This is a genomic window from Isoptericola cucumis (assembly GCF_014635665.1).
In the GTDB taxonomy this organism is placed as follows: domain Bacteria; phylum Actinomycetota; class Actinomycetes; order Actinomycetales; family Cellulomonadaceae; genus Isoptericola; species Isoptericola cucumis.
Map to the genome: position 1 here is coordinate 136,452 of NZ_BMDG01000012.1, position 26,508 is coordinate 162,959.

At 74.9% G+C, this 26,508-nt stretch carries 28 protein-coding genes; 15 read left to right on the forward strand and 13 right to left on the reverse strand.

The window, feature by feature from the left end; translation table 11 throughout:
* Positions 1 to 68: 68 nt before the first annotated feature.
* Positions 69 to 716, reverse strand: a complete 648-nt coding sequence (locus IEW03_RS16685) for a TetR/AcrR family transcriptional regulator (protein WP_188524827.1) — start codon at positions 714 to 716, stop codon at positions 69 to 71.
* Between the two features lie 62 nt (positions 717 to 778).
* Between IEW03_RS16685 and IEW03_RS16690 the strand changes: the two genes are divergently transcribed.
* From IEW03_RS16690 to IEW03_RS16700, 3 genes are read left to right on the forward strand one after another with little or no spacing between them, the layout of a single operon-like run.
* Positions 779 to 1,612: an alpha/beta fold hydrolase gene (locus IEW03_RS16690; RefSeq protein ID WP_188524828.1), complete on the forward strand. Its 834-nt coding sequence runs from the start codon at positions 779 to 781 to the stop codon at positions 1,610 to 1,612.
* 27 nt (positions 1,613 to 1,639) lie between these two features.
* Entirely contained in the window at positions 1,640 to 2,617 is a 978-nt protein-coding gene (locus tag IEW03_RS16695; RefSeq protein ID WP_188524829.1) for an ArsR/SmtB family transcription factor, read from the forward strand.
* A 43-nt stretch (positions 2,618 to 2,660) separates the two neighbouring features.
* Positions 2,661 to 3,314 (forward strand): TetR/AcrR family transcriptional regulator, encoded by a 654-nt coding sequence (locus tag IEW03_RS16700; protein ID WP_188524830.1) that lies wholly within the window; start codon positions 2,661 to 2,663, stop codon positions 3,312 to 3,314.
* On the opposite strand, the gene IEW03_RS16705 is transcribed toward IEW03_RS16700, so the two are convergent.
* Together IEW03_RS16705 and IEW03_RS16710 are read right to left on the reverse strand one after the other, a co-directional pair.
* Positions 3,311 to 4,435, reverse strand: a complete 1,125-nt coding sequence (locus tag IEW03_RS16705) for a Gfo/Idh/MocA family protein (protein WP_188524831.1) — start codon at positions 4,433 to 4,435, stop codon at positions 3,311 to 3,313. The two genes, IEW03_RS16700 and IEW03_RS16705, sit on opposite strands and share 4 nt — an antisense overlap.
* Positions 4,432 to 5,247 (reverse strand): sugar phosphate isomerase/epimerase family protein, encoded by an 816-nt coding sequence (locus IEW03_RS16710; RefSeq protein WP_188524832.1) that lies wholly within the window; start codon positions 5,245 to 5,247, stop codon positions 4,432 to 4,434. Before IEW03_RS16710 ends, IEW03_RS16705 begins: the two co-directional genes overlap by 4 nt.
* A gap of 153 nt (positions 5,248 to 5,400) precedes the next feature.
* Here IEW03_RS16710 and IEW03_RS16715 point away from each other — a divergent pair, with 153 nt between their 5' ends.
* The gene (locus tag IEW03_RS16715; protein ID WP_229738370.1) at positions 5,401 to 5,958 is read left to right on the forward strand and encodes an AAA family ATPase; all 558 of its coding nucleotides are present in this window, start codon (positions 5,401 to 5,403) and stop codon (positions 5,956 to 5,958) included.
* A gap of 49 nt (positions 5,959 to 6,007) precedes the next feature.
* Here the strand turns inward: IEW03_RS16715 and IEW03_RS16720 are convergent, their stop codons facing one another.
* Positions 6,008 to 7,057: an SMP-30/gluconolactonase/LRE family protein gene (locus IEW03_RS16720; protein WP_229738371.1), complete on the reverse strand. Its 1,050-nt coding sequence runs from the start codon at positions 7,055 to 7,057 to the stop codon at positions 6,008 to 6,010.
* Entirely contained in the window at positions 7,054 to 8,916 is a 1,863-nt protein-coding gene (locus IEW03_RS16725) for a flavin-containing monooxygenase (RefSeq protein WP_229738372.1), read from the reverse strand. The genes IEW03_RS16720 and IEW03_RS16725 overlap by 4 nt, the downstream gene beginning before the upstream one ends.
* A gap of 137 nt (positions 8,917 to 9,053) precedes the next feature.
* Here IEW03_RS16725 and IEW03_RS20500 point away from each other — a divergent pair, with 137 nt between their 5' ends.
* The gene (locus IEW03_RS20500) at positions 9,054 to 9,617 is read left to right on the forward strand and encodes a TetR/AcrR family transcriptional regulator (RefSeq protein ID WP_229738373.1); all 564 of its coding nucleotides are present in this window, start codon (positions 9,054 to 9,056) and stop codon (positions 9,615 to 9,617) included.
* 51 nt (positions 9,618 to 9,668) lie between these two features.
* On the opposite strand, the gene IEW03_RS16735 is transcribed toward IEW03_RS20500, so the two are convergent.
* Positions 9,669 to 10,220: a putative immunity protein gene (locus IEW03_RS16735; protein WP_229738374.1), complete on the reverse strand. Its 552-nt coding sequence runs from the start codon at positions 10,218 to 10,220 to the stop codon at positions 9,669 to 9,671.
* A 62-nt stretch (positions 10,221 to 10,282) separates the two neighbouring features.
* Positions 10,283 to 10,861, reverse strand: coding sequence for a DapH/DapD/GlmU-related protein (locus IEW03_RS16740; protein ID WP_188524834.1), 579 nt, complete (start codon positions 10,859 to 10,861; stop codon positions 10,283 to 10,285).
* An 88-nt stretch (positions 10,862 to 10,949) separates the two neighbouring features.
* Between IEW03_RS16740 and IEW03_RS16745 the strand changes: the two genes are divergently transcribed.
* Positions 10,950 to 11,786: an SDR family oxidoreductase gene (locus IEW03_RS16745; RefSeq protein ID WP_188524835.1), complete on the forward strand. Its 837-nt coding sequence runs from the start codon at positions 10,950 to 10,952 to the stop codon at positions 11,784 to 11,786.
* Positions 11,787 to 11,823: 37 nt separating this feature from the next.
* Here the strand turns inward: IEW03_RS16745 and IEW03_RS16750 are convergent, their stop codons facing one another.
* Positions 11,824 to 12,783, reverse strand: coding sequence for a GlxA family transcriptional regulator (locus IEW03_RS16750; RefSeq protein WP_188524836.1), 960 nt, complete (start codon positions 12,781 to 12,783; stop codon positions 11,824 to 11,826).
* Between the two features lie 119 nt (positions 12,784 to 12,902).
* On the opposite strand from IEW03_RS16750, the gene IEW03_RS16755 reads away from it, so the two are divergent.
* The 4 genes from IEW03_RS16755 (at position 12,903) to IEW03_RS16770 (ending at position 15,269) form a co-directional block, all read left to right on the forward strand.
* Positions 12,903 to 13,541, forward strand: coding sequence for an isochorismatase family protein (locus tag IEW03_RS16755; protein WP_188524837.1), 639 nt, complete (start codon positions 12,903 to 12,905; stop codon positions 13,539 to 13,541).
* An 85-nt stretch (positions 13,542 to 13,626) separates the two neighbouring features.
* Positions 13,627 to 13,836 carry a winged helix DNA-binding protein gene (locus tag IEW03_RS16760; protein ID WP_188524838.1) on the forward strand — a complete coding sequence of 70 codons (210 nt, stop codon included), beginning with the start codon at positions 13,627 to 13,629 and terminating at the stop codon, positions 13,834 to 13,836.
* Positions 13,833 to 14,201, forward strand: a complete 369-nt coding sequence (locus IEW03_RS16765; protein WP_188524839.1) for a maleylpyruvate isomerase N-terminal domain-containing protein — start codon at positions 13,833 to 13,835, stop codon at positions 14,199 to 14,201. The genes IEW03_RS16760 and IEW03_RS16765 overlap by 4 nt, the downstream gene beginning before the upstream one ends.
* Before the next feature lie 345 nt (positions 14,202 to 14,546).
* Positions 14,547 to 15,269, forward strand: a complete 723-nt coding sequence (locus IEW03_RS16770; protein WP_229738375.1) for a M15 family metallopeptidase — start codon at positions 14,547 to 14,549, stop codon at positions 15,267 to 15,269.
* A gap of 19 nt (positions 15,270 to 15,288) precedes the next feature.
* Here IEW03_RS16770 and IEW03_RS16775 read toward each other — a convergent pair whose 3' ends face one another.
* Complete coding sequence (locus IEW03_RS16775) at positions 15,289 to 16,026, reverse strand: dienelactone hydrolase family protein (protein WP_188524840.1); 738 nt, start codon at positions 16,024 to 16,026, stop codon at positions 15,289 to 15,291.
* Between the two features lie 303 nt (positions 16,027 to 16,329).
* On the opposite strand from IEW03_RS16775, the gene IEW03_RS16780 reads away from it, so the two are divergent.
* Both IEW03_RS16780 and IEW03_RS16785 read left to right on the forward strand, forming a co-directional pair.
* The gene (locus IEW03_RS16780) at positions 16,330 to 17,436 is read left to right on the forward strand and encodes a Gfo/Idh/MocA family protein (RefSeq protein WP_188524841.1); all 1,107 of its coding nucleotides are present in this window, start codon (positions 16,330 to 16,332) and stop codon (positions 17,434 to 17,436) included.
* The gene (locus IEW03_RS16785; protein WP_188524842.1) at positions 17,433 to 18,176 is read left to right on the forward strand and encodes a ThuA domain-containing protein; all 744 of its coding nucleotides are present in this window, start codon (positions 17,433 to 17,435) and stop codon (positions 18,174 to 18,176) included. Before IEW03_RS16780 ends, IEW03_RS16785 begins: the two co-directional genes overlap by 4 nt.
* An 81-nt stretch (positions 18,177 to 18,257) precedes the next feature.
* On the opposite strand, the gene IEW03_RS16790 is transcribed toward IEW03_RS16785, so the two are convergent.
* The 4 genes from IEW03_RS16790 to IEW03_RS16805 all read right to left on the reverse strand — a co-directional run bounded on the left by IEW03_RS16790 (position 18,258) and on the right by IEW03_RS16805 (position 23,554).
* Entirely contained in the window at positions 18,258 to 20,756 is a 2,499-nt protein-coding gene (locus IEW03_RS16790) for an FtsX-like permease family protein (RefSeq protein ID WP_188524876.1), read from the reverse strand.
* Positions 20,756 to 21,592, reverse strand: a complete 837-nt coding sequence (locus IEW03_RS16795) for an ABC transporter ATP-binding protein (RefSeq protein ID WP_188524843.1) — start codon at positions 21,590 to 21,592, stop codon at positions 20,756 to 20,758. Before IEW03_RS16795 ends, IEW03_RS16790 begins: the two co-directional genes overlap by 1 nt.
* 112 nt (positions 21,593 to 21,704) lie before the next feature.
* A complete protein-coding gene (locus IEW03_RS16800; protein WP_188524844.1) occupies positions 21,705 to 22,379 on the reverse strand; it encodes a response regulator in 675 nt (224 codons plus the stop codon).
* A complete protein-coding gene (locus tag IEW03_RS16805; protein ID WP_188524845.1) occupies positions 22,376 to 23,554 on the reverse strand; it encodes a sensor histidine kinase in 1,179 nt (392 codons plus the stop codon). Before IEW03_RS16805 ends, IEW03_RS16800 begins: the two co-directional genes overlap by 4 nt.
* A 254-nt stretch (positions 23,555 to 23,808) precedes the next feature.
* Here IEW03_RS16805 and IEW03_RS16810 point away from each other — a divergent pair, with 254 nt between their 5' ends.
* Genes IEW03_RS16810 through IEW03_RS16820 form a run of 3 tightly spaced genes read left to right on the forward strand, consistent with a single transcriptional unit; the run spans position 23,809 to position 26,500 of the window.
* Positions 23,809 to 24,660: an alpha/beta hydrolase gene (locus tag IEW03_RS16810; RefSeq protein WP_188524846.1), complete on the forward strand. Its 852-nt coding sequence runs from the start codon at positions 23,809 to 23,811 to the stop codon at positions 24,658 to 24,660.
* Positions 24,657 to 25,664, forward strand: coding sequence for an ATP-binding cassette domain-containing protein (locus IEW03_RS16815; protein WP_188524847.1), 1,008 nt, complete (start codon positions 24,657 to 24,659; stop codon positions 25,662 to 25,664). Before IEW03_RS16810 ends, IEW03_RS16815 begins: the two co-directional genes overlap by 4 nt.
* The gene (locus IEW03_RS16820; protein WP_188524848.1) at positions 25,661 to 26,500 is read left to right on the forward strand and encodes an ABC transporter permease; all 840 of its coding nucleotides are present in this window, start codon (positions 25,661 to 25,663) and stop codon (positions 26,498 to 26,500) included. Before IEW03_RS16815 ends, IEW03_RS16820 begins: the two co-directional genes overlap by 4 nt.
* The last annotated feature ends 8 nt before the right edge of the window (positions 26,501 to 26,508 follow it).

Genomic DNA, 26,508 nt, shown 5'->3' on the forward strand with positions numbered 1-26,508 from the left:
CGGCGTCGGTGCGACCAGCCTCGCGAGAGACCGGCGGGTCCACGACCCTTTCGACGAGCGTCGAAAGGTCAGCGCGACCGCGGTCCGCGCGGCGTCGCGTCGAGAGCGCTCTGGACCAGCGTGCCCATGGTGCGACCGGCGGCCCGCAGCGGTCCCGGGTCGCGCGTGGTGCGGCCCAGCAGGAACGCGCCCTCGGTGAGCATGATCATCGCCAGCGCCAGGTCCCGCGCGCGGTCGCGGGCGACATGCCGGGAGAACCACGCCGTGCCGCCGTCGAGCCACTCGGCGAACACGTCGGCGGCGGCCCGGCGCAGCGGCTCGTTGGTGTCGGCGACGTCGAGCGCCATCGTCGCGACGGGGCACCCGTCGGCATAGCTGTCGGCGACCAGCTCCTCGGCGGCGGAGTCGAAGGCGTGCACGACGGCCTCGACCGGGTCGGCCCGTTCCTCCAGGAGACCCAGCACGAGCGCCATGAACTGCGGTCCGGTCGTGCGGATCATGTCCTCCGCGAGCGCATCCTTGCCGCCGGGGAAGAAGTGGTAGATCGAGCCGAAGGGCGCTGCGGCGTCCGTGGCCACCTGCTTGAGGCCCGTGCCGGCGTACCCGCGCCGCGCGAACAGCCGCGCCGCCGCGTGCCGGATGCGGGTACGCGTGTCGGCTCCGGCGGGGGCCTCCGCGAGGAGCGGGGGGTGGTTCGAGGGGGTTGCCGCGGACATGCCGCGAGTCTACGGTGGCCTGGCTAGAACGATCTATCAAGAGTGGCCGAAGGGCGTGTCACATGGCAGTCGTCGAGCTGGAGGCAGGGCCCGTCACCTATGAGGACACGGGCGGCACGGGGCCCGTCGTGGTGCTCGGGCACGGCCCGCCGATGGACTCCCGCGCCTGGCGCAAGGTGGTCCCGCTGCTCCCGGGGTTCCGGGTCATCACCCCGACCCTGCCGCTCGGCGGCCACCGCGAGCCCATGCGGGCGGACGCGGACCTGTCGCAGCGCGGGATGGCGCGGCTCCTCGGCGATCTCCTCGACGCGCTCGACCTCACCGACGTCACGCTGGTGCTGAACGACTGGGGCGGCGGGCAGTTCCTCGTCAACGACGGCCGCACCGACCGGATCGGGCGGCTGGTGCTGGCCGCCTGCGAGGCGTTCGACAACTTTCCTCCCGGCGCCGCGAAGGCGCTGGGACGGGCCGCACGGATCCCCGGCGGGATGTGGCTCACCCTGCAGCTCTTCCGGGTGCGAGCGTTCCGCCGCATGCCCGGCGGCTACGGCGGGATGTCGGTGGTGGGCCTCCCGGACGACCTGCTCGTGGACTGGTTCGCCCCCGCCACCCGCGACCGGAGGATCCGCCGGGACTTCGCCAAGTTCGCCGGCAGCGCCCCGGGGCGCGCCGAGCTGCTGCGGCTCGCCGAAGGCTGGCGCGCGTTCACCAAGCCGGTGCTGGTGGTGTGGGCGGCGCACGACCCGCTCATGCCGGCCGGCCACGGCCCTCGGCTCGCGGCTCTCTACCCCGACGCCCGCCTCGAGGTCCTGGAGGAGTCCGCCACGCTCGTGGGCGAGGACCAGCCGGAGCGCTTCGCCCGGCTCCTCGTCGAGTTCGCGGCGCAGCGCGTCTAGCCACGACGGCGCGGCTACGGTGTCGGCGTGCCTCGCCACGTGGAGTTCCGACTCGCGCCGGGTGACGTGTCGGCGATCCGGTTCGGCATCTCCCCCGGCCACGAGCTCGCGCACGCCGTCCGCGTGCTGAGCCGGCCCCAGTACCACCCGCTGCAGTGGGGCTGGCTGCGCCGGGCCCGGCGGCAGGTCCCGGAGCGGGCGTTCGAGCTGATGCGGCTGCTGATCGGCCCCGACGGGTACCTGCCGGACTTCCTCACCTCGACGCCCGGCTGGGACCTGGGCCCGGCCGGGGAGCTGGAGCGGCTCCACGAGGCCGACCCGGGGCCGATGCGGGTCGACCTGCTCAAGCGCGTCGACCGCACGACGGGTGCCGAGCAACGCGCGCTGCGCGCGATGGCCGACGACCCGGAGCGCACGCGGGCGGCCGTCGCGGACGCCTGGGAGCAGTGCTGGGACGCGCTGGTCGCCCCGTACTGGCCGCAGCTCGAACGCATCCTGCGCGCCGACATCGGCACCCGGTCCCGCCGCACGACGACGCACGGCCTGGGCGAGATGGTCGAGACCCTGCACGAGGCGGTGAGCTGGGCACCCGACGCGGTGCGGGTGCGGCTGCGGCTGCACGGCGAGGTGCTGGACTGCGCGGGCAGCGGCCTTGTGCTCGTGCCGTCGGTCATGGCGCCACGGTGCTCCGTCGTGACCGAGCCGCCCGCGCAGCCCACGCTCTTCTACCCGGCGCTCGGCCTCTCGGAGCGCTGGGCCGACGACGCCGCCGACCCGTCCGACGCGCTCGCCGGACTGCTCGGGGCCGGCCGCGCGGGGGTGCTGCTCGCGCTCCGGGAACCGCTTTCGACGAGCGAGGTCGCGGCGGCCGGCGGGCTCGCCGTGTCGACGGCGTCGCACCACCTCGCGCTGCTGCGTGCCGCCCGCCTCGTCGACTCGAGGCGCGACGGCGCGAGCGTCCTGCACGTGCGCACGCCGCTGGGCGAGGCGCTGGTCGGTGCGTGACGCCTGCGGGCCGCCGCCGGGGCCCGCTCCGTACGATGACCGCATGGTGAACCCGGAAGGCGGCGCGGGACCCGTGGGTCGAACCCCCGGACGTTCGTACCGGCAGGCCGCGGAACGGCGTGCGGAGATCCTCGCCCGCGCGATCGAGCTGTTCGCGGAGCACGGCACGGACACGTCGCTGCGGGCGATCGGCGAGTCGATCGGGGTGTCGCACGCGGCGCTGCGCTACTACTTCGCGTCGCGCGACGAGCTGCTCATCGAGGTCTACCGCCAGCACGAGCAGCAGGAGAAGGAGCCCTCCGACCCCGAGGACGTCCCCGCGGTCACGCTGATGGAGCGCAGCGCGGAGCGCAACCGGTCCATCCCGGGCATCGTCGGGCTGTACGCGACCCTCACGACCGACGCCCTCCAGGCGGACGCTCACCCGCAGACGCGCGAGTTCGTCACCGAGCGCTTCCGCCGCGTGCGCGCCGACCTCGTCGAGCGGATCGAGGCGGGACAGCGCGCGGGGACGGTCGCGGCGGACGTCGACCCGTCGGACGCCGCGGCTCTCGTGGCCGCGGCGTCCGACGGGCTGCAGCTGCAGTGGCTGCTCGACCCGGAGGCGGTCGACGTCCGCCGGTCGTTGGAGCTCCTGGAGCGCCTGCTCCCGGGGAACGGGTCACGCCCGGAGCCCCGGGACTCGCGCCCGGGCTAGACGACCGCCGAGACTCCCAGCGTCGCCACCGTCGGGTCCCAGCCCTCCGGCAGCGGCGCGATCGCGTCCACGGTGGACGCCACGTCGACCGCCGCACCGCCGGCGGCCGAGTCGCGGATCGCGAGCAGCACGTCGAGGACGTGGGACGCGACCGCGCCGGAAGCGCGCTCGGTCTCCCCGGCGCGGATCGACCGGACGAGGTCGACGACGCCGGCCCCGCGCCCGTACTCGGCGCCCTCGGCGGGCAGCACCGTCGGCCCGTCCTGGCCCGGGCGCCACAGCGTGCTGTCGCCGCCGAACGTGTTCGGGTCGGGCAGGACGATCGTGCCCTCGGTGCCGTTGATCTCCACCAGCCCGGCGCGGGCCAGGGCGTGCTGGAACGAGAACACCGACTGGGCGGAGCGCCCGCCGTCGAACTCGATCAGCGCCGCGTGGTGCGTGGGCACCTCGACGTCGAACTCCTGCCCGGCGAGCGGGCCCGAGCCGACCGTGCGGGTCGCGTGCGACCGCGAGGACACCGCGTGCACGCGGGTCGCCGGGCCGAGCGCGTGCACGAGCGTCGTCACGTAGTACGGCCCCATGTCGAACAGCGGGCCGGCGCCGTGGCCGTACAGGAAGCTCGGGTTCGGGTGCCACGCCTCCGGCCCGGGCACGTGGAACATCGTCGTCGCGGTCAGCGGCTCGCCGATGTCCCCGCGCGCGATGGCGCGCAGCCCGGTCTGCAGCCCGGCGCCGAGCACGGTGTCGGGCGCGCAGGCGACCCGCAGGCCGGCCGCCTCGGCGGCGGCCAGCAGTGCGGCCCCGCCGTCGTGGTCCAGGGCGAGCGGCTTCTCGCTCCACACGTGCTTGCCGGCAGCGACGGCCTGGTGCCCCACCTCGGTGTGCGAGGCGGGGGTGGTGAGGTTGAGGACCACCTCGATGTCGTCGCGCGCCAGCAGCTCGTCGACCGTGCCCGAGTCCGCCACGCCGTACGCCGCCGCCTGCGCGGCGGCCCGGTCGGTGAGGAGGTCGGCGACGAACCGCACCTCGACGTCGGGGAACCGGGTGAGGTTCGACAGGTACTGGTCGGAGATGTTCCCCGCGCCGATGAGGCCGACGCCGGCCACGCCGGACCCGCTCACTTGTCGTTCTCGTTCAGCCAGGCCAGCGAGGAGGCGATGCCCTCGAAGACGTCGCCGGCGTACGAGTCGAACTCGACGACCCGGAGGGCCTGCGGCGCGGCGGCGAGGATCGCCGCGACGTCGACGTCGCCCTGCCCGGCCGGCATCTGGTTCTCGAACGCGGCGCGCAGGGCGTCCGGCACCTCGAGCGCGCTCTCGCTGGAGGGCAGGACGGTCGCGATGTCGCCGGACACCTTCCCGTCCTTCACGTGGATCGCGACGACGCGGTCGCCCAGGGACCGCAGGACGGCCGGGGCGTCGGCGCCGCCGACGGTCGCCCAGAACGTGTCGACCTCGAGGACGGCCTCGGGCGCGAGCTGCGCCGCGAAGAGCTCGAAGACCGGGCGGCCGTCGACCTTGTTCGTGAACTCCCACTGGTGGTTGTGGTAGCCGAAGCGCACGTCGTGGGCGGCCGCCCGGACGGTGAGCTCGTTGACGCGGTCGGCGAGGCGCTTCGCGTCGTCGGCGGTCTGCCAGCGGTCCGTCGGGACGAAGGGGTCGATGACGATCCCCATCCCGAGGCGGGCGGCAGCGTCGAACACGACGTCCGGGTCCTCGGCGTCGATGACGGGCGCGTGGCCCGACGGCGCCGTGACGCCGGAGTCGGCGAACGCCTTGGCGTACTCGTCGGTGCGCTGGTGGAACGCGTACGGCTCGACCTGCGTGTACCCGATCTCCGCCACGCGCGCGACGGCACCGGCAAGGTCGGCGGCGATGGCGTCGCGCACCGAGTAGAGCTGCACCGACGTACCCGGTGCGGCGGTCTTCGACATGGAGCACTCCCTCGTCTTCGCTGTCCTGCCCCGGCGCAGACGACCGCTCGAGGCCTTCGGGACACGAGCCTATCCCGATTCTTCCAATGGAAGAATCCATTTTCCGGACCGCGTCCCGTGCCACCTGCGCCGCGCGGACGTAGCGTCCTGCCCGTGACCTCCGCGAACAGCCCCGCCCCCGGTCCGCTCGGCGCGTCCGTCATCGTGATCACGGGGGCGATGGCCGCCGGCAAGTCGACCGTCGCCGACGCGCTCGCGCGGCGGCTGCCGCTCGCCGCCCACGTGCGCGGCGACACGTTCCGGCGCGCGATGGTCAGCGGACAGGCTCCGATGGACCCGCCCCTGTCCGCGGCCGCCCGCGCGCAGCTCGACCTGCGTCACGAGCTGGCAGCCCAGGCCGCCGACACCTACGCGGCCCGCGGCGTCACCGCGGTCGTCCAGGACATCCTGCTCGGGGACGACCTGGCACGCTTCCTGGGCCGCCTGCGCACGCGCCCGCGGTACGCCGTCGTCCTGGTTCCCGACGCGGCCACCCTGGCGGCCCGCGACGCGGCGCGCCACAAGCAGGGGTACGGCGCGTGGACGCCCGACGAGCTCGCCGCCGAGGCCGAGGCGACCGCCGGAGGGCTGCACCTCGACACCGGCGGCCGGGACGTCGACGCGACCGTCGACGAGATCCTGGACCGCCTCGAGGAGGCCCGCGTCCCCTGACCCGGTCGGCCGGTCCCCGCAGCCGTCCCGGGCCGCCGTCATGGTCCCGTCAGCCGCCGTTGGACTGGCGCACCCCGGCGGCGAGGGCGTCGAACCGGTAGACGAAGCCGCCCGCGGGCCCGCTGACGGTGACGAAGGCGTCGGTGGTGCCGGGCCGGATCGCGAGGTTCGTCGCGGACTCGAGGCCGTCGTGCCCGGCGGGGAGCACGACGGTGGCGCGTCGCGTGCCGTCGGGGTCGAAGACGAGGATCTTCGGCTCGCCGTGCACGCCCTGGTAGACGTTGCCGGCCGCGTCGACGGCGTTCGAGTCGGTCTGGGTCGTGCCCCCGTCGACGTGCATGCCGGTGTGCCCGGCGGTGACGGCCGTGCGGTCCTCGTCGAGGGTGAGCCGGTCGACGCGGTTGGCGTCGAGCTGGCTCACCCACAGCGCGCCGCCGCCGGCGTCGAAGGAGATCCCGTTGGGGTTGGGCTGGTGGTCGGCCAGGACGGTGCCCTCGCCGTCGGCGGCGTCGAACCGCAGCACGCGGCCCGACGGCTCGGCGTCGGGGTAGGTCGTGTACTGCGCGTCGGTGACGAACATGTTCCCGTCGTCGTCGAACGTGAGGTCGTCGGGCTGCATCCGGCGCCCGTCGACGGGACCCTTCGCGACCACGCGCAGGCCGTCGCCGTCCAGGCGGAGGCTGACGATCCGGCCGCCGGCGTAGTCGGTGAGGTACAGCCGCCCGTCGACGGGGCTGAACTGCGCCGACGTGTACGCGCCGGACCCGTCGGTGAGCACCGGCTCCACCTCGCCGGCCGCGAGGTCCACCGCCATCAGCTGAGGGTCGCCCGCGGGCGCCGTGACGTCGACGAGGTAGAGCCGGCCGTCGGCGCCGAACGTCGGGCCCTCGAGCAGGGTCATCCCGGTCTCGTCGTGGACCTCGCTCACCTGGAGGACCTGCTCGGCCGTGCGGGTCTCGACGCGGCCGTGCGCGCCGGGCGCGGCCGGCCGGTCCGCCGGGACGGCGTCAGCCGTCGTCGCACAGCCGGCCAGCACGCCCGCCACCAGCCGCGACGGGACCATCGCGGCGGGGCCGCGGCGGCGCACCGCGGCGCTCATCGGGCGCCCTCCGTCGTCTCGCTAGCTTCCATCGCCTCGACGGGTTCCGCCGGGTCGACGAGCACGTCGGCGAGGCCACCGCCCTCCCGCCACCTGGCCAGCACGCGGTGGAACGCGACCGGACCCGGGCTGTACGACGTCGGCGTCGCGCGCCGCGTGCCCTCGCCGTTGTAGTAGCCGGGGGTGCACTCGGCGAGGAACGCGGAGTTGTCGACCGCGACGTCCAGGATGGTGTCGCACCAGGCCTGCTCGGACTCGCGCGTCGGCTCGACGTACCGGGCGCCGGACTTGCGCGCGGCGGCGACCACGGCGGCGATGTGCTCGGCCTGCTCGGACAGGATGTGCACGAAGTTCACCGAGTTCGCGTTCTGCATCGTCCCCAGGTGGAACAGGTTGGGGAACCCGTGCGAGCAGAAGCCGTGCAGCGTGCGCGGCCCGCGGCCCCACGCCTCGAGCAGCGTCTGCCCGCCGCGCCCGTGGACGGGCATCGTGCCCGAGACGACGCCCGAGACCCCCGTCTCGAACCCGGTGGCGAAGACGACGCAGTCGACCTCGTACTCGTCCTCGCCCACGACGACGCCGGTCTCGGTCATCCGGGTGATGCCGCCGTGGTCGGCGGTGTCCACGAGCGTGACATTGTCGCGATTGAAGGACTGGAGGTACAGGTCGGAGAACCCCGGCCGCTTGCACATGTACCGGTACCAGGGCTTGAGCGCCTCGGCCGTCGCCGGGTCCTCGACGATCGTCTCGACGCGCGCGCGGATCTCGTTCATCTTCACGAAGTCGGCGAGCTCGTCGAGCCGCTCCCGCTCGGCCGGGTCCACCGACGTGTCCACGGCCCCGGTGATCATCTTGCGCTGCAGGCGCGCGGTGGACGTCCAGCCGTCCTGCGTGAGGTCCTGCTCGACCTCCTCGCCCGACAGGATCGCGAGGAAGTTCTCCATCCGCTCCCGCTGCCAGCCCGGCTTCAGCGACGCCGCCCACGCGGGGTCGGTGGGCCGGTTGTCCCGCACGTCCACCAACGACGGCGTGCGCTGCATGACGTACAGGTGCGCGGCGTCCCGCGCCACGTGCGGGATCGCCTGCAGGCCCGTCGCACCGGTGCCCACCACCGCGACCCGCTTGTCCGCCAGCCCGGTCATCCCGCCGTCGGCGGTCCCGCCGGTGTAGCCGTAGTCCCACCGGCTGGTGTGGAAGGTGTGCCCGCGGAAGTCCTCGATGCCGGGGATGCCGGGCAGCTTGGGCTGGCTCAGCGTGCCGGAGGACACGACGACGTAGCGGGCGCGCATCGCGTCCCCGCGGTCGGTGCGCACGAGCCACTCGGCGGCGTCCTCGTCCCACGTCAGCTCGGTCACGCGCGTGTGGAAGACGGCGTCGCGGTACAGGCCGTAGTGCTCGGCGATCCGCACGGCGTGCTGCCGGATCTCCTCGCCCGGCGCGTACCGCATCGTCGGGACGTACCCGGTCTCCTCCAGCAGCGGCATGTACACGTACGACTCGATGTCGCAGTGGATGCCCGGGTACCGGTTCCAGTACCAGGTGCCGCCGAAGTCGCCGGCCTCGTCCATCATGCGCACGGACGCGAAGCCCGCCTCGCGCAGCCGCGCGCCGGTGAGCAGGCCGCCGAAGCCGCCGCCCACCACCAGGACCTCGACCCGGTCGGTCAGCGGCGCGCGCTCGGCGCGCGGCGTGTACGGGTCCTTCGCGTAGTACCCGAACTCCCCCGCCGCGCGGCGGTACTGCGCGTTGCCGTCCCGGCGGGTCCGGCGGTCACGCTCCTGCCGGTACTTCTCGCGCAGGGCGTCCGGGTCGAACCCCAGGTCGGCCGGCGCTGCGGCGGCCGTCGTCGTCTCGGTCACGATGAGCCTCTCTCGTACGGGGTGGCGTCTCGTGTGCTCGGGGCAACGCCCGGCACCCGGTGAACCGTACATCCATGTACGTTTTTCACCCACCCCCGACCTGCCTCCCCGCACCTGCGCTGGCTACCCTCGGCCCCATGGCGGACGCACCCACCCGACGAGACGCGGCACGCAACCGCGAGCGCCTCGTGGGCGCCGCCCGCGACGTCTTCGCCCGCCGCGGCCCGGACGTCCCGCTCGAGGAGATCGCGCGCGCCGCCGGCGTCAGCCGCACCACGCTGCACCGGCACTTCCCCGACCGGACGGCGCTCGCGGCCGCCGTCCTGCGGGAGAACGTCGCCGACATCGAGGCGCGCGCCGTCTCCCTGGCCGGCGCCGACGACGGCGCCCAGCGGCTCTACCACTACCTGCTCGACGTCCAGCTCGACGCCCCCTGGCTCGCGCGGATGGTCGCGCACGACGACGCCCTCGGGACACGGGACCTCGCCGACCGCACCGCCGCGGCGCTCGACCCGCTCGTCGCCCACGCGCACACTGTCGGCGCCCTCCACCCGGGGACCACGACCCAGGACGTCCTGCTGACCCTGCCCATGGCGATGGCCGCCCAGGCCGCGGACGCGCTCGACGAGCGCACCTCCCGGTCCGGCCGCGTGCGTGCCATCCTGCACCGCGGGCTCTTCACGACCGACCCGCCGGGCTAGCTCGGCCCGCCCGCACGGCGACGGCCGGACCGGCCGGCCAGCCCGGCTGGCTCAGGGCGCGGCGCGCAGCGCACGGTCCAGCGTGGTCATCAGCTGCGCGACCCGGCTCCGGCCTCCCGGCGCAGGCGGGTACCGGCGGAGCACGTCGACGAGCTCCGGCGTCGCGCGCCGCCGCGACCGTTCCAGCAGCGCCTCCCCGACCGCGGGGTCGCCGGCCGCCTCCAGCTCGCCGACGTGCGCGGCGCTCGCCGCGGCACGCAGGATGTGGCCGACCTGGGTCGCCCGCGCGATGGGGTGCAGGTACGCGGCCGACGCGGCGTCCCCGGCCGACCGGGCGGCAAGCCGTGCCGCCTCGGACGGCGCGGCCCGGGCCGCCCGGTGGGCATCGAGGGAGGTGACGCGCTGCAGCCTCGACCTGGCGGCGCCGTCGACGAACACCCGGGCCGCGTCGACCGCCGCCCGTGGACGTGGGTCGTCCCGCACCTGGCGCTCGAACACGGGCAGGACGTCCTCCGCGTGGCGGACCACGAAGCGCGCCACCGTGCGCAGCTCGTCCATCGAGAGGACGAAGTCTCCGGTCACGGTGGACGAGCTGTGAGCCATGGCTCGCATCGTAGGTCCGGGGCGGCGGTCGTCACCCCCACCGCACGGACCGGCGACGAGGGCTACCAGGTCCGCCGGACGGCGGCCTTCGCCCCGGTGACCAGGCTCCGCGGCGGCACGTCGTCCGCGACGACGGCGCCCGCGGCGACGACGGCGTCGCGCCCGATGCTGACTCCCGGCAGGATCGTCGCGCCGGCACCGATCCACACGTTCTCCGCGACGTCGATGGGCCCGCCGGTGAGGTACAGGCGCCGCTCGCCCGGGTCGACCGGGTGGCTCATCGTGATGAACGTGGCCCGCGGGCCCACCATCGTCCCCGCGCCCAGACGGATGCCGGCGTAGTCGAGGAAGGTGCAGTTCTGGTTGACGAACACCCGCTCGCCCAGGTCCAGGCGCAGCCCGTGGTCGGTGAAGAACGGCGGGTAGATCGTGACGCCGGCCGGGAGCGGGCGGCCGAGGATCTGCTCGAGCAGCGCTGCCTTGCCCGCGTCGTCCTCGAACGGGAGGACGTTCAGCCGGGACGTGAGCTCGGTGACCCGCAGCACGCGCTGGGACATCGCGGTGAACTCGGCGCCGAGCGGTCGCTGCGCCGTCGTCGGGACCTCGGGGTCGTGGATGGGCATCAGACGCTCGCTGGGCATGCGCGGGATTCTTCCCGACGGCACCGACGCCGCCGGGCGCCCGTAGGGTGAGGTATCCGGACAGTCGCCTCACGGTTCAGGAGTGGTCATGGCAGAGGTTCTCGTCGTCATCGGCGTCGGCGGCATGGGCGAGGCCATCGCGCGCCGCCTCGGGTCGGGCCGCGAGCTGCTGCTCGCAGACTTCGACGAGACCCTGCTCGGGCAGGTCGCGGACCGGCTGCGGGGCGACGGGTTCACGGTGCGGACGCAGCCGGTCGACGTCTCGTCGCACGCATCGGTGGCGGCGCTGGCGGACGGCGCGGCAGTCCTCGGGGACGTCCGGCAGGTCGCCCACACCGCCGGGCTGTCGCCGGTGCAGGCGCCCGTGGACGCGATCCTCGGGGTCGACCTCGCGGGTGTCGCGTTCAGCCTCCAGGAGTTCGGGCGGGTGATCGCCCCGGGCGGCTCGGGCGTCGTCGTCGCGAGCATGGCCGGATCGATGGCGGCCGGCCGCTTCCCCGCCGAGACGGAGGCGGCCCTGGCCGGGACACCGGCCGACGAGCTGCTCACCCTGCCGTTCCTCCAGGACGGCGCCGTGCCGGACCCCGGGACCGCCTACAGCATCGCGAAGCGCGCGAACCAGGTCCGGGTACAGGCCGCGAGCCTCGCGTGGGGGGCGCGCGGCGCCCGCGTCAACAGCATCAGCCCGGGCGTCATCTCCACGCCCATGGGGCAGCAGGAGCTCGCGGGTGAGTCCGGCGCCGGCATGCGGGCGATGATCGACGGGTCGGGGACCGGGCGCGTCGGCACGCCGACCGACATCGCCGGAGCCGTCGCCTTCCTGCTCGGCCCGGACGCGTCCTTCGTCACCGGTACCGACCTGCTCGTCGACGGCGGTGTCGTCGCCGCAGTCCGCTCCGGCGCGATCCGGCTGCCCTCGGCCTGACCTGCCGGGCCGCCGGCCCGGGGCGGTCGGGCCGCCGTCACAGCGCCGGCGCGACCGTGCCCGCGAAGCGGTGCCGGTAGGACGTCGGCGTCGTGGAGAAGCGCGCGACGAAGTTCTGCCGGAACGTCACGACGCTCGCGAAGCCGCAGGACCCGGCGACCCGGCTCACCGGCCAGGTCGTGGTCTCCAGCAGCCGTCGCGCCTCGTCGAGGCGGCGGGTGAGGACCCAGCGGGCCGGCGTCGTCCCTGTCGCCTGCTGGAAGGACCGGGAGAAGTGCCGCGCGCTCATGCGCGCGCGCTCCGCGAGCCGGTCGACGGACAGGTCCGCGTCGAGATGGCCCTCCGCCCAGGTGATGGTGTCGTGGAGCGGCCCGGGCCCGTCGGCGCGCAGCGGGCGGTCGATGTACTGCGCCTGGTCCCCCTCCCGGTGGGGCGCGATGACGAGGTGGCGGGCGACCGTCGCGGCCACCGCCGCCCCGAGCCGGCGCCGGACGAGGTGCAGGCAGGCGTCGAGCGCGGACGCGGTGCCGGCGGAGGTCAGGACGTCGCCGTGGTCCAGGTACAGGGGACCCGCCTGCACGTCGACGGCGGGATACCGGTCGGCGAGCTCCGCCGCGTGCGCCCAGTGGGTGGTCGCCGTCCGTCCGTCGAGCACGCCGCTGGCCACGACGGGGAACGCACCGAGGCACAGGCCGACGAGTCCCCCGCCACGACGGTGCGTGTCCCGGGCAGCGTCGAGGAGCGCGCCGCTCGGCTCCGGCGTGTCGACCGGCCAGGAGGGGAAGACCAGCAGGTCCGCCGAGTCCACGGCCTCCGGGCCGGCCAGGTCGCCGACGAGCAGGCCCTCCGAGGTGCGGACGGGGCCGGCGTCCTCGCTCCACACCGTGGTGCTCCAGCCCGTCGCCAGGCCCAGCCGGGCCACCTCGCCGAACACCAGCAGCGGCGCGGACAGGTGGAACGCGTTGATCCCGTCGAAGGCGTGGACTGCGACTCTCATGGTTGTCCTGATCTCATCGAAGATGTGCTTTCCTGCCACTCACGGTACCGCGTCCTGCGGCAGCACGATGAGGTCGACGGCGCCCCCGCGCCGTCCCGTCCACCCCCAGGGAGAACACCGTGAGCACCCCGCGCCGAGCCCTCGTCCTGATCGACGTCCAGCAGGAGTACTTCGAGGGCGCGCTGCCGATCCAGTTCCCGCCCCGCGAGGACTCCCTCGCCCGCATCCTCGACGCGATCGACGCCGCGGAGGCGGCCGACGTCCCCGTCGTCGTCGTGCAGCACGAGGCGCCCGGCGACGCGCCCGCGTTCGCAGCCGGCTCGGCGGGCCGGGAGCTGCACCCGCAGATCGAGCGCCGCACGGCCTTCGCCGCGAAGCGGGTGGTCAAGAACTACTCGAGCATCTTCACCGCGACCGACCTCGAGCAGTGGCTGCGCGAGCACGAGGTCGACACGCTCACCCTGGTGGGCTACATGACGAACAACTGCGTCGTCGGCTCGGCAGCCGCCGCCGAGCCGCTCGGGCTCATCGTCGAGGTGCTCTCCGACGCGACCGGCGCCATCGACCTCGCCAACGACGCGGGGACAGCCCCCGCCCGACAGGTCCACGAGACCCTCATGGCCCTGCTGCACTCGAACTGGGTCGCGGTCACCGACACCCGGACGTGGGCCGAGGCCGCGAAGAGCGGGCGGTCCCTGCCCGCCGGCGACCTGGTCACCTCGGCGGCCCGGGGACGCGCCGTCGCGCCGCGCGCCTGAGGGCCGCGAGAGCTCGAGACTCAGCAAGACCCAGATCGCGGACCGGCTCGGGTACAGCAGGAACCGGATCGTCCACGACCTCGACGTGCTCGAGACGCGCGGGCTCGCCGAGCGGCGCACCGGGACGGACCGTCGCCGGCACTCCATCCACGTGACGGCCGGGGGTCGCGACACGGTCGAGGAGGTCCGCAGCGCGATCTGGGCCGCCGAGGACGACCTGCTGTCCGGCCTCCTCGCCCATGGCCGCGATTCCCTGCAGGACATCCTCGAGCGCGCCCTGGAGGTTCGACGATGAACACGTCCGCGCTGCACACGGCCACCGAGGCGTTCGCGACGTCTCTGTCCGAGGTCACGGCAGGCGACCTCGACCTCCCCACACCCTGCGAAGGCTGGGACGTCGGCGACCTGTACCGGCACGTGCTGGACGAGATGCAGCTGTGCGACACCGTGATCCATACCTGGGACCTCGCGCGCGCGACCGGTCTCGAGTGCGAGGTCGACGACGACGTCGCCGACCTCGTGCTGCGCCGCATGGAGCAGATTCCGGACACGGCGCGCGGGGAGGGCATGGCGTTCGCAGTCGTCCGTGCACCGCTGGAGCCCGGCGACAGCACCCTGGATCGGATCGTCCGGCTGTCCGGCCGCATTCCCCGCCCGTGATCGTTTCGTGACTTTTGGTGGGGTGATGCGATACGTTCCTGCCCGGCCAGTGGTTCAGAAGCACCAGGAAAGGCGGGCGGCACGATGACGCACGGGAGCTCCGAGTCGCCCTCCGCGACCGACCCCCGCACCCCCGCCGCTCCCCTGCCCAGCCGACGCGACCCCGGACGAGGCGGCCGGAGCCGGCACCCGGCCCCGGCGCGACGCGGCACCACCGAGCCGACCCGTCCCCCCGCACACGCCACGGTCCGGCCCGCCGCGCGCACGACCGCCCTCCCGGCCGCTTCCACGCGTCGCCGCGGGCGCACCCCGGGCCGCTGGGCGGGCATCGGGGTCGGGCTGACCGTGGCCGTCGCCACGACCACGGCCCTCACCACGGCACCCCAGGCCACCGCGCCCGAGGCCGACGACCGTCCCACCACCGGCGCTCTGGACGCGGTCACGGCGGCAGCCGCCGCCGCGGTCGACGACCGCGACGGAGGGGCTTCGCGCGGCCAGGCCCGCACCTCTGCCGGGCGGACAGCGGCAGTGGCCGGCGGGACCCAGGTCACGGTGGCCAAGGACGCCCGGATGTCGGTCGAGGGCCCGACCCAGGGAGAGATCTCCGCCGCGCCCCCGCCTCCCGTGCTGCCCGGCTGCGACGGCGAGGCAGCCGGGTACGGCTCCAACGGCCAGGTCCCCAGCAGCGAGATGTGCACGCTGTGGGACGGCCACACGCAGGTGCGCGCCGACGCGGCCGTCGCCCTGGCCAAGCTGAACCAGGCGTACATCGCGCAGTTCGGCGAGCCGATGTGCATCACGGACGGTTACCGCAGCTACTCCCAGCAGGTCGCGACGAAGGCCGCCAAGGGCTACCTCGCCGCCGTGCCCGGGTCGTCGAACCACGGCTGGGGGCTCGCCGTGGACATCTGCGCCGAGTCGTATTCCGGGGACCGGTGGGACTGGCTCGCCGCCAACGCCCCGGCGTACGGGTGGGACAACCCCGACTGGGCCCGCTACGGCGGCTCGAAGTACGAGCCGTGGCACTGGGAGTGGACCGCCGGCGTGCAGCAGATGAGCGCCTCCTGACGGCAGGCCCGGGCGGCCGCTAGCGCAGGTGCCGGGCGAAGAACCGGGCCGCGTCGTCACCTGCGAAGGGCGGGACGCCGGTGTGCCCGCCCATGTTGGCCTGCAGCGTCTTCTGCGAGGAGCCGAAGGCGTCGAACAGGTCCAGGGCCAGCTGCCGGTCGTTGCCCTCGTCGTCCCACTGCAGCAGCACGTGCAGCGGGATCGTGACCCGACGGGCGTCGTCGAACGTCGAGCGCGGCACGTAGCTCCCCGCGAAGAGGCCGGCGGCCGCGATGCGCGGCTCGACCGCAGCCAGCCGGACGCCGACGGCGACCACCCCGCCCGAGAACCCGACCGGTCCGCCGATCTCAGGGAGCGCGAGGAGCTCGTCGAGGGTGGCCCGCCACTCCGGGACGGCCTGCTCGACCAGCGGTAGGACCAGGCGGTCGACGATGTCGTCGGTGACGGGCTGTCCGGCCGCGAGGGCCCGCTGCAGGTCGGCGCGGGCCTCGTCGACGGCGGGCAGCCGGGGCCGCCCACCACCCCCGGGCAGCTCGATGGTCGCCGTGGCGAACCCGTCCGCCGCGGACCGCCTGGCCCGGGCCGAGAGCCGGGCGTGCATCCTGCCCAGCCCGCCGGGGTGGCCGAGCAGGATCAGCGGCACGGGCGCGGACGGCGAGGCGGAGGCCGGTGTCCACAGGATGCCGGGAACGTCGCCGAGGGTGAGCTCGCGCTCGAGGACGCCGTCGTCGAGGCGCCGTTCGGAGAAGAGGTCCATGGTCGTGCCTTTCGGGAGTGCTGGTGAACGGCGCTCCCGGGCGACCTATCGCCCGACCGTGACCCCGAAGGAGAGCACCCACGTCGATACTGCGTCCACGGGTACCACCTCCTCGGTCTGTCGCACGGCGTCTGGCAACCTACCAGCGATCGTCGTCGCCCACCGGCGACATCGTGCGAAGACACGGTGGACCATCGTGGCGCCGTGCGTTGACCTCGTCACCTCGCTTCACTAGCCTCGCAACCGGGTCATTAAATTCTGGCCTCGAATCATTTCGCCACACCAGCCAGAGGAACGAGGAGCATGTCTGACAACGGTGTCATCCGCGCGGGGGTCGTCGGCCTCGGCTGGGCGGGCCAACAGCACATGGCCGCCCTTCATGCGGCAGAGGGCGTCGAGCTCGTGGCCGTCGCCGGCAAGGAGGCCGACGCCCGCGCGACCCTCGCGGAGCAGTACGGCGTCGCCACGTACGAGGACTGGGAAGAGCTCGTCGCCAGGGGCGACCTCGACGTCGTGAGCGTCGCGGTGCCGACGTACCTGCACGCGCCGATCAGCATCGGGGCGCTCCGCGCGGGCGCTCACGTGCTGTGCGAGAAGCCGATCGCCCGGACGGCCGCCGAGGGGCAGGCCATGGTGGAGGCGGCGCGCGAGGCGGGTCGCGTCCTGGAGATCACGTTCAACCACCGCCGGCGCGGCGACATCGAGGCCGTCCGCGCGGCTGTCGACGACGGCACCATCGGCCGGCCGTACCACGCCCGGGCGATGTGGCTGCGCCGGGCGGGCATCCCCGCCCTGGGCAGCTGGTTCACGAACGCCGAGATGGCCGGCGGCGGCCCGCTCGTGGACCTCGGCGTGCACGTGCTCGACTGGACCCTGCACCTGATGGACGAGCCCCGCGTGACCACGGTGTCCGCCGTCACCCACGCCGAGCTCGGCCCTCGCGGCCTGGGCGGGTCGGGCGACGTCAAGCACGGCACCGGGTCGGCGTACGAGGTGGAAGACCTGGCCACCGTGCTGCTGCGCCTGGAGGGCGGCGGCTCCGTCGTGCTCGAGACGAGCTGGGCCACGCACCGGGCCACCCCTGACGAGTTCGGCATCACGCTGTACGGCACCGAGGGCGGCGCGGACCTGTCCGTCGTCGACTACGCGCCGGCGGGCGAGCTGACGATCTTCTCCGGCCACGGCTCGGAGCAGCTCGACACGCCGGTCACGGCCGAGGCCGGACGCGGGCACGTCGCGGTCGTCGACACCTTCCTCGAGCACGTGCGCGACCCGCACACCTGGGCGGAGCACGACGGCACCGTCGGGCTGAGCCGCGCCAAGATCGTGGACGCCGCCTATGCCTCCGCGGCCGCCGGCCGCGAGGTCTCCCTGGACGAGAACCTGGACATCGTCGGAGGTGCCGCATGACCACCCGTGTCCTCGTGTGGAACGAGAACGTCCACGAGACCACCCAGGCCGAGATCCGCGCGATCTATCCCGACGGCATCCACGGCGCGATCGCCGAAGGCCTGACCGAGCTGCTCGGGGACGACGTCGAGGTGCGCACCGCGACGCTCGCCGAGCCCGAGCACGGCCTCTCCGAGGAGGCGCTCGCCGGCACCGACGTGCTGCTGTGGTGGGGGCACATGGCCCACGACCAGGTGGACGACGAGGTCGTCGCGCGGGTCCAGCGCCACGTGCTCGGTGGGATGGGCCTGCTGGTGCTGCACTCGGCCCACTTCTCGAAGATCTTCATCCGCCTGATGGGCACCACCTGCTCCCTGGCCTGGCGTAACGACGCCGAGCGCGAGCTCGTGTGGACCACGTCCCCCGGCCACCCCATCGCCGCGGGGATCGAGCAGCCGCTCGTCGTCGAGCACCAGGAGATGTACGGCGAACACTTCGACATCCCCAACCCGGACGAGGTGGTGTTCATCAGCTCCTTCGAGGGCGGCGAGGTGTTCCGCTCGGGTGTCACGTTCACGCGCGGCCGCGGCCGGATCTTCTACTTCAGCCCCGGCGACCAGGAGTACCCGGTGTACTTCCACCCGCAGGTTCGTCGCGTCCTCGCGAACGGCGTGCGCTGGGCGGCCCCGGCCGACGGCGAGCGTCGCCTCCCCGAGGTGACCAACCCCGCCCGCCGCGACTGGCTGGTCCAGCCGGTCTGACCACCGGCGCAGGACGCGGCGAACGGACGGGGCCGGTGAGCGTGGTGCTCACCGGCCCCGTCGTCGGTGGCAGGCCGGCCGCTACGACCGACGACGCAGGACCGCGCGCCCCGGCACCGCGACCGCGGCGAGGGACAGGCCGACGGCGGCGGCCACGAAGGACCCGTAGACCAGCGGCGGCACGTACGGCGCCGCGCCGGTCACGCCCTGCATCATGGGGAAGAGCGTGGCGGCGGCGATCGCGGACCCGAGGACCACGCCGATCGCGGCGACCAGCAGGCCTTCCCAGCGGAGCATCTTCAGCACCTGGAGCCGCGTGGCGCCCAGGAGGCGCAGCGAGCCCAGCTCGCGACGACGGTCGAGGACCATCATCACCAGGGTGTTGACGGCGGCGACGGCGGCGAACCCGCCGAGGACTGCGGCCATGGCGGCGTTCATCCAGGCCCCCAGCGCGGCCTCCCCGTTCTGGGCGGTCGCGTAGCCGGAGGCGTCGGTGACGTCGCCCAGGCCGGCGAGCGCCTCCGCCGAGCCGCCGCTGACCAGCAGGGTGCTGTCGAACCCCGAGGTGACGTGCCCGTCGAGGTCGGCCCGGTCCATGGTGACGGTCCCGAGGCCGAGGCCGTTCCCGTAGACCGCGACGACCTCCGGGCTCGCCTCGGTGCCGTCCGGCAGGAACATCGCCAGCTCGTCGCCGACGCCGACCTCCGCCGAGGCGGCGAGGGTCCGGTCGATGGCGATCCGGCCCTCGCCGAGCCGGTCGAGGTCGCCGTCGCGCACGTCCAGGTCCTGCACCTGGGCGAGCTCGGCGCCCGAGCCGGTGATCCCCTGGGTGCCCGCGCCCGACAGCGACGAGAACTCGCCCGAGCCGACCGGCACGAGCACCTGGGTGCTCAGCACGCCGACGGCGCCGTCCACCCCGGGCGTCCCGGCGGCCCGCTCCACGGTGTCCACCGGGAGCCCGGCCGGGTCCGTGATCACGTGGTCCGCGGTGATGCCGGCGCGCACCTGCTCGTCGGCGGCGTGGTTCTCGCTGGAGTGCATGAAGACCAGCGTCGACGCGAAGGCCATGGCGAGCACGACCGGGGTGGTGGCCGACGCGAGGCGCCGCGCGTTGGTGCGCGAGTTGGCGGCCGCGAGCGACGCGGAGGCTCCGGCGCCGCGCAGCGGGAGGCCGAAGAGGCCCGCGGCCACCCGGGCGATCAGGGGGCCGAGCAGCCCGACGGCGAGCATGAACAGCATGACGACGCCGAGGGCCGCGCCGGCGGCGTCGTCCCCGGTCGAGCTGGCGGAGACGCCGGTCAGCGACGCGCCGCCGGCGAGGGCGGCCAGGCCGAGGAGCGTCCGGACCTTGCCCGGGCGGAGCCGCTCGACCGACGCCTCGGACAGTGCCTGGCCCGGCTTGGTCCGTGCCGGCCGGCGCCCGGCCATCCACCCGGCGCCGAGCGCGGTGAGCAGCCCGACGGCGACGGCGGCCAGCAGCGGGAAGACGCTGACCTCCAGCTGCACCCCCTCGGGGATCGCGCCCCGGTCCTGCAGCTGCCCGAACCACCAGTGGGCGAGCCCGAGGCCCGGCAGCGTCCCGAGGATGCCGGCGAGCGGCGCGACGAGCACCGCCTCGGCGGCGACCGCGCGGCGGATCTGCCGCGGCGTGGCGCCGACGGCGCGCAGCAGCGCGAACTCGCGGGCGCGCTGGGAGACGGACAGGGCGACCGTCCCGGCCGCCGTGAAGACGGCGACGATGGCGGCGATGCCGCCGAACGAGCCGCCGATGCCGAAGAGGGTCTGCTTCGCGGTGGCGAGCCCGCGCTCCTCGACGGCGCCGCGGTCGTCGCCGACGAGCACCTGCGCGCCGGAGCCGGCCAGCGCCTCCTGCACGGAGGCGGCGAGCGCGCCCGTGCCGGTACCGGGCTCCGCCAGCACGGCGACGGCGTCCGCCGTGCCCGGGTGGCCGGCGAGGGCGGGCGCCTCCGTGTCGGCGAACCAGGCGGTGCCGGCCGCGGCCTCGGTGGTGCGTGCCGTGTCGCCCGGCCCGGCCTCGGCCAGGCCCGCGACGCGGAAGTCCCGCTGGCCCGCGGCGGTCTGCATCGCGACCGTGTCGCCGACCGCGAGGCCGGCGGCGTCCGCCGCGGTCGCGTCGAGCACCACCTCGCCCGCGCCCGGCGCGTCCCCGGAGGTCAGCGCGGAGCCGGTGAACGCGTGCGAGCCCCAGCCGTGCGCGGTGAGGGCGTCGCCCCCGGCCCGCACCGGGAAGGTGACGTCCGCGACGGCGTCCGCCACGCCCGGCGCCTGCGCGGCCTGCGCCGCCAGGCCGGCGTCGACCCGGGCCGTGTCCGGGAGCGGGACGGGCTCGGCCTCACGGTCCTCGCCGGTGCCGGTGACGACGTACTCGTTCTGGTCGGCCGCCGCGACGACCGGCGCGTTCGCGTACCGCTCGGGCGGGACGGACGCGGTCAGGCTCGTCATGAGCAGCGTCCCGGTCGCCGCGACGATCAGCGCGGACATCAGGAGCGCGACGAAGGTTCCCGCGAAGGACGCGGGCTTGGCGCGGACGGCCGCGCGGGCCAGGCCGGTGGTGCGCATCACGCCGCCGCCCCTGCCATCGCACCCGGGCGGGCGCCGCCGGCCGCGACCGCGGTGAGCGCCGTCATCCGGGTCGCGATCTGCTCGGCCGACGCCCGCTCCAGGCCGCCGGCGAACGAGCCGTCGGCGAGGAACAGCACGCGGTCGGCCCAGGCCGCCGCCGCCGGGTCGTGCGTGACCATGACGACGGTCGCGCCGAGCGTGTCCACGGCCTGCCGCAGCAGCCCGAGGACGTCGGCGGCGGTACGGGTGTCGAGGGCGCCGGTCGGCTCGTCGGCGAAGATCACGTCCGGAGCGGTGACGAGGGCGCGCGCGATGGCCACGCGCTGCTGCTGCCCGCCGGAGAGCTCGCCGGGACGCCGCCGCCCCTTGTCCGCGAGGCCGACCTGGGCGAGCACGGCGGCCGCCCGCCGCCGGTCCTGACGCTGCCCCGCCAGGCGGGTGGGCAGCAGGACGTTCTGCTCCACCGTCAGCGACGGCAGCAGGTTGAACGACTGGAAGACGAACCCGATGCGGTCGCGCCGGAGCTCGGTGAGCTCGTCCTCGCTCAGCCCGGTGATGTCGGTCCCGCCGAGGAACACCGCCCCCGCCGTCGGCCGGTCGAGCCCGGCCGCGGACTGCAGGAAGGTGGACTTGCCCGAGCCCGACGGGCCCATGATCGCGGTGAACGTGCCCCGCGGGAGGGCGGCGTCCACGCCCGCGAGGGCGTGCACCGTGTTCCCGCCCCGGCCGTACTGCCGCCGGACGCCACGGAGCTCGACGGCGAGGCCGGGCGTGCCGGCCGTCGCCTCCGGTCGTCCGACTGCCGTGCGGCGCTTGCTGCTTCGTGCCCTCATGTCCGGTCCTCTTTCGCGTGGGTCTCGTTCCGACGCGACCCACAGTGGGGGGACGGTGGCGGCCGGGGCATCACACGCGAGAGCCAACTTGGGGGCTACCGGCGTACGGGGGTTACTCGGGCAGCGGGTCGCCGGGGCGCACGAGCCCCGCCTCGTACCCGAGCACGACGGCGTGCACCCGGTCGGGCAGGCCGAGCTTGCCGAGGATGCGGCTCACGTGCGTCTTGGTCGTCTGCTCGGCGATGTACAGGCGGCGCGCGATGTCGGAGTTCGACATGCCACGGGCCATCAGCATGAACACGTCGCGCTCGCGCTCGGTGAGCGCGACGAGCACGTCACGCTTCGGTGCCGGCGCGGGGCGCTCCAGCAGCTCCTCGACGAGCATGCGCGTCACGCGCGGCGCGAGCAGTGCGTCGCCCGCGTGCACGGTCCGCACGGCGGCGACGAGGTCGTCGGGCGCGGCGTCCTTGAGCAGGAACCCGCTGGCCCCCGCGCGCAGCGCCGCGAACACGTAGTCGTCGATGTCGAACGTCGTGAGCATGACGACGCGCGGCCGGTGCGCCGAGATCGTGTCGCCCAGGATCGCCGCCGTCGCGTCGATGCCGTTCATGCCGGGCATCCGCACGTCCATGAGGACGACGTCCGGCCGCAGGCTGCGCGCGCGGGCCAGGGCCTGCGTGCCGTCCTCGGCCTCGCCGGCGACGCTGATGTCGGGCTGCGCGTCGAGGATCGCGGCCAGCCCGACGCGGAACATGGCCTGGTCGTCGACGACCAGCACGCGGATCATGCGGTGCCGCGCGGAGCCACCGCGCTGACCTCGAAGCCGCCCGGGACGGGCCCGGCCGTGAGTGTGCCCCCGATCGTCGTCATGCGCTCGATCATGCCGCGGATACCCGCACCACCGCGATCCGGCGCCTCGGCGGTGACGCCGCCGCGGCTCGTGACCGTGAGCGTGAGCTGCTCGCCCGCCTCGAGGGTGAGGCGCGCGGCTGCGCCCGGCGCGTGCCTGACGATGTTGGCGACGGCCTCCTGCGCCACCCGGTACAGCGCGAGCTGCACCGACTCGGGCGGCGCCGGCTCGACGACGTCGAGGTGCGCCGTGAGGTCGACGTCGGCCGCGCGGGCGCCGTCGACCAGCTCCTGCAGCTGGGCGAGCCCGGGCTGGGGCGCCAGCTGGGCGGCGTCGTCGCCGCGGAGCACGCCGAGCACGCCCCGCATCTCGCCGAGCGCCTCGCGCGCCTGCGTCGCGATGCCGTCGAGCTCGGCGACCGCCGCGTCCGGGAGGTCGGGGATGCGGTACCGCGCGGACGTCGCGCGCATGTGCACGATCGACATGGAGTGCGCCACGACGTCGTGCATCTCCCGCGCGACGCGCGAGCGCTCCTCGGCCCACTGGCGGGCCTCGTGCTCCTGCTGCGCCTGGACGCGCGCCTCGTCCAGGTCGGTGCTCGCCCGCCACCAGAGCGCGAGGAGCAGCCCCACCGCGAGCGCCGCGAACGTCACGCTCGCGGTGACGATGAGGTTGCCGACGGCGTCGCCCGTGGGCTGCGTCGCGCCGGCGACGACGACCAGCCCGAGGCACGCGACCGCCCAGGTGGCGACGCCCACCCACCAGCGCGCCGTGGTGGCGAGCACGAGCAGCATGGCGACGAGCGCCAGGATCGTGACGACCGGCGCCGGCCACGGCTCCCCCGTCGAGAACAGCGCCGTCGTGAAGACACCCGCCACGTGCAGCAGCGCGCCGACCACGGGTCGTTCGAGCGCGACGACGATCGAGCCGGTGAGCAGCAGCGTGCCGATGAGCGCCGCGCCCAACGGCATGCCGTGCAGCATGGACCCGAGCGTGAGGCCGAGCACGAACAGCGTGAGCAGGACGACGCCCCCGATCACCCAGGCCCACATGCCCAGCCCGCGCAGCGGCGCAGGCAGCGCCGCGCGGGCGGTGTCGGCGGCCCGGTTCACGGCGCGCCCCACGGGGGCGCGCCGGTGCGGCTCCGGACGGGGTCGGGGAACGGCTTCATGCAGCCGACGGTAGACGGCGCGGCGTGCTGCGCGCGTCCCGCGCGAGGACGACCCGCCCCCCTACCGGAGAGTGACGTCGCCTGCGCGCGCGGGGCCGACGTGCGGGGCCGGCGTCCGGGGCAGTACCCGGGTAGGGGCCGAATGGCTCCCGGGCGTGATGTGCCCGGCGAGACCCGCTTCCTACCTTCGCTGCCATGACCACGACGACACTCCCGCCGAGGGCTCAGGGCCCGGCGGACCCGTTGCAGTACCGGCCGCAGGAGATCGACGGCCGCACGATCCTGGCCGGCGACCCGCCCGGCGGTGCCCGCGTCGTGGAGGCCCTGGGCGACGTCGCCACCGCCGACCACGTCGCGGTGCTCGTGCCGGGGAACGGTCACCACCTGGGCAACTACTTCACCGAGGAGGGGCCCGACAGCCCCCGGGCCCGCGGCGAGCTCCTGCTGCGCACGATGCAGGCCCTCGACCCGGACCCCCACGTGGCCGTCGTGGTGTGGGTCGGCTACCGCGCGCCGGCGGACCTGGCGGCGGCGGCGTCCAACGTGCCCGCCGCCGAGGGGGCCCCGGACCTGGCGCGGCTCACCTTCTACCTCCCGCGGTCGGCGCACCTCACCCTGATCGGGCACAGCTACGGCAGCACGGTCGGCGGTCTCGCCCTCGCCACGGCGCGGGTCGACGACTTCGTGGCGCTGGGCAGCCCCGGCCTGGGCGTGTGGCGCCGCGACGAGCTCGGCACGGGCACCCGGCTGTGGGCCGCCCAGGCCGAGACCGACTGGATCCGCTACTTCCCGCACGCGAGGCTCGGCACCCTCGGGCTGGGGCGGCCCCCGCTGCACCCCGCGCTGGGCGCGACACGGTTCGCGACGGGCGACGTGACCGGCCACTCGGGCTACTTCCGGGAGCGCAGCGAGTCGCTGCTCAACATCGCCCGCATCGCGCTCGGACGTCACGACGACGTCACCACGGGGCTGCTGGACCGGCAGGCCGGCACCGCCCGGCCGGGCCTGGCCCCGCAGCCCGCCTCCCGGCGCGCGGTGGTCGCATGACCACCGCCGCCGACCACGAGCCCGCCGTCCTCGCCGAGGGCCTGCGGAAGACCTACCCGGGCCGCGGGACCGCGCTGGACGGCCTCGACCTCGCCGTCGCCCCCGGCACGGTGCACGGGCTGCTCGGCCCGAACGGCGCCGGCAAGACCACCGCCGTGCGGATCCTGGCCACGCTGCTGCGGTTCGACGCCGGACACGCCCGGGTCGCGGGCCGTGACGTGTCCGCCGACCCCGCCGGGGTCCGGGCGCGCATCGGCGTGGCAGGTCAGTACGCCGCCGTGGACGAGGTCCTGAGCGGACGGCAGAACCTCGAGATGTTCGCGCGCCTGCACCGCATGCGCGCCCGGGCGGCCCGGCGACGGACCACGGACCTGCTGGAGCGGTTCGACCTCGACGCGGCCGCCGACCGCCCCGTCAGGCAGTACTCCGGCGGCATGCGCCGGCGCCTCGACCTGGCCGTCAGCCTGATCCGCAGCCCGCTCGTGCTCTTCCTCGACGAGCCGACCACCGGCCTGGACCCGCGCAGCCGCAGCGAGGTCTGGTCGGCGGTTCGCGAGCTGGCGGCCGCCGGCACCACCGTGGTGCTCACCACCCAGTACCTCGAGGAGGCCGACCGGCTCGCCACCCGGATCTCGCTGATCGACCGCGGCCGGGTCGTGGCCGAGGGCTCCCCCACGGACCTCAAGTCCCGGCTCGGCGGCAGCCGCGTCGAGGTCGTGGTGCCGGTCGGTCACGACCTGCGGGCGGCCTCCGGCACCCTGTCCGCCGCGCTCGGCACGCCCCCGGACGTCGACCCGGCCGCCCGCAAGGTCTCGTTCCCCGTCCACGGCGGGGGCGAGGTCCTCGCCCGCCTGGCCCCGGCCCTCGACCGGACGGGGCTGCAGGTGGCCGACGTCGCGCTGCTCCGCCCCGACCTCGACGAGGTGTTCCTCCACCTGACCGGAGGACCCGGGCACCAAGGCCTCGCGCACCAAGGAACACCGCACGAAGGGACCGGACCATGAGCACACCGACCGTCGCGAGCCTGCCCACCACCGGCCCGGCGCGGCTCGCCTGGGCGCTCGCCGACACGTGGGTGGTGGCCCGCCGTCACCTGCTGCGCCTGGTGCGCCGCCCGGACGAGCTGCTCGGCACCCTCCTGATCCCGGTGATGGCCGTGGCCATGTTCGGGTTCGTCTTCGGTGACGCGTTCGGGACGGCGATGTCCGTGCCCGGCGACGAGTACCGCGAGTTCCTCCTGCCGGGCCTCTTCGCGCTCACCATGGCGTTCGGCATCGGCAGCACCACCGTCGCGACGGCCGCCGACGCGCGGGGCGGCGTCCTGGACCGGATGCGGACCCTGCCCATGTCACCCACGGCCGTGCTCGCCGGACGGGCGCTCGCGGACCTGCTCACCGCCGTCGTCGAGCTGGTGGTCCTCATGGCCCTGGGGCTGCTGTTCGGCTGGCAGGGGCACGCGGGCGCCGGCGCGTTCCTCGCCGCGCTGGGCCTGCTCCTCCTGCTGCGCGCCGCCTTCTCCTGGATCGGCATCCTGTTGGGGCTGCTGGTCAGCGGGCCTGAGTCGGCGATGAAGTACTTCTCGCTCGTGTTCCCCCTGGCGATGGTGGCGGACACCGTCGTGCCCACCTCCCTCATGCCCGGCTGGCTGGCCGTGCCCGCCGAGTGGAACCCGCTGTCGGCCACCGTGATCGCCACACGGGAGCTGTTCGGCAACCCCGCCGACCCCGCAGCCTCGTGGCCGGCCGAGCATGCCGTGGCCCTGGCCGTGGCCTGGCCGCTGGCCGTCACCGCGGTGGCCACGGCGCTCGCCCTGGGACGGTTGCGCCGCCTGAGCCGTTGACCACGGGC

What these genes read in the sequence shown, in the direction of transcription:
- IEW03_RS16745 (WP_188524835.1), top strand. Translation starts at nt 10,950, where the DNA reads ATGGCAGAGGTTCTCGTCGTCATCGGCGTCGGCGGCATGGGCGAGGCC.
- IEW03_RS16800 (WP_188524844.1), bottom strand. Translation starts at nt 22,379, where the DNA reads ATGATCCGCGTGCTGGTCGTCGACGACCAGGCCATGTTCCGCGTCGGG.
- IEW03_RS16785 (WP_188524842.1), top strand. Translation starts at nt 17,433, where the DNA reads ATGACCACCCGTGTCCTCGTGTGGAACGAGAACGTCCACGAGACCACC.
- IEW03_RS16685 (WP_188524827.1), bottom strand. Translation starts at nt 716, where the DNA reads ATGTCCGCGGCAACCCCCTCGAACCACCCCCCGCTCCTCGCGGAGGCC.
- IEW03_RS20500 (WP_229738373.1), top strand. Translation starts at nt 9,054, where the DNA reads ATGGCGGACGCACCCACCCGACGAGACGCGGCACGCAACCGCGAGCGC.
- IEW03_RS16700 (WP_188524830.1), top strand. Translation starts at nt 2,661, where the DNA reads ATGGTGAACCCGGAAGGCGGCGCGGGACCCGTGGGTCGAACCCCCGGA.
- IEW03_RS16765 (WP_188524839.1), top strand. Translation starts at nt 13,833, where the DNA reads ATGAACACGTCCGCGCTGCACACGGCCACCGAGGCGTTCGCGACGTCT.
- IEW03_RS16750 (WP_188524836.1), bottom strand. Translation starts at nt 12,783, where the DNA reads ATGAGAGTCGCAGTCCACGCCTTCGACGGGATCAACGCGTTCCACCTG.
- IEW03_RS16790 (WP_188524876.1), bottom strand. Translation starts at nt 20,756, where the DNA reads ATGCGCACCACCGGCCTGGCCCGCGCGGCCGTCCGCGCCAAGCCCGCG.
- IEW03_RS16690 (WP_188524828.1), top strand. Translation starts at nt 779, where the DNA reads ATGGCAGTCGTCGAGCTGGAGGCAGGGCCCGTCACCTATGAGGACACG.
- IEW03_RS16775 (WP_188524840.1), bottom strand. Translation starts at nt 16,026, where the DNA reads ATGGACCTCTTCTCCGAACGGCGCCTCGACGACGGCGTCCTCGAGCGC.
- IEW03_RS16710 (WP_188524832.1), bottom strand. Translation starts at nt 5,247, where the DNA reads ATGTCGAAGACCGCCGCACCGGGTACGTCGGTGCAGCTCTACTCGGTG.
- IEW03_RS16810 (WP_188524846.1), top strand. Translation starts at nt 23,809, where the DNA reads ATGACCACGACGACACTCCCGCCGAGGGCTCAGGGCCCGGCGGACCCG.
- IEW03_RS16720 (WP_229738371.1), bottom strand. Translation starts at nt 7,057, where the DNA reads ATGAGCGCCGCGGTGCGCCGCCGCGGCCCCGCCGCGATGGTCCCGTCG.
- IEW03_RS16820 (WP_188524848.1), top strand. Translation starts at nt 25,661, where the DNA reads ATGAGCACACCGACCGTCGCGAGCCTGCCCACCACCGGCCCGGCGCGG.
- IEW03_RS16795 (WP_188524843.1), bottom strand. Translation starts at nt 21,592, where the DNA reads ATGAGGGCACGAAGCAGCAAGCGCCGCACGGCAGTCGGACGACCGGAG.
- IEW03_RS16735 (WP_229738374.1), bottom strand. Translation starts at nt 10,220, where the DNA reads ATGGCTCACAGCTCGTCCACCGTGACCGGAGACTTCGTCCTCTCGATG.
- IEW03_RS16780 (WP_188524841.1), top strand. Translation starts at nt 16,330, where the DNA reads ATGTCTGACAACGGTGTCATCCGCGCGGGGGTCGTCGGCCTCGGCTGG.
- IEW03_RS16815 (WP_188524847.1), top strand. Translation starts at nt 24,657, where the DNA reads ATGACCACCGCCGCCGACCACGAGCCCGCCGTCCTCGCCGAGGGCCTG.
- IEW03_RS16740 (WP_188524834.1), bottom strand. Translation starts at nt 10,861, where the DNA reads ATGCCCAGCGAGCGTCTGATGCCCATCCACGACCCCGAGGTCCCGACG.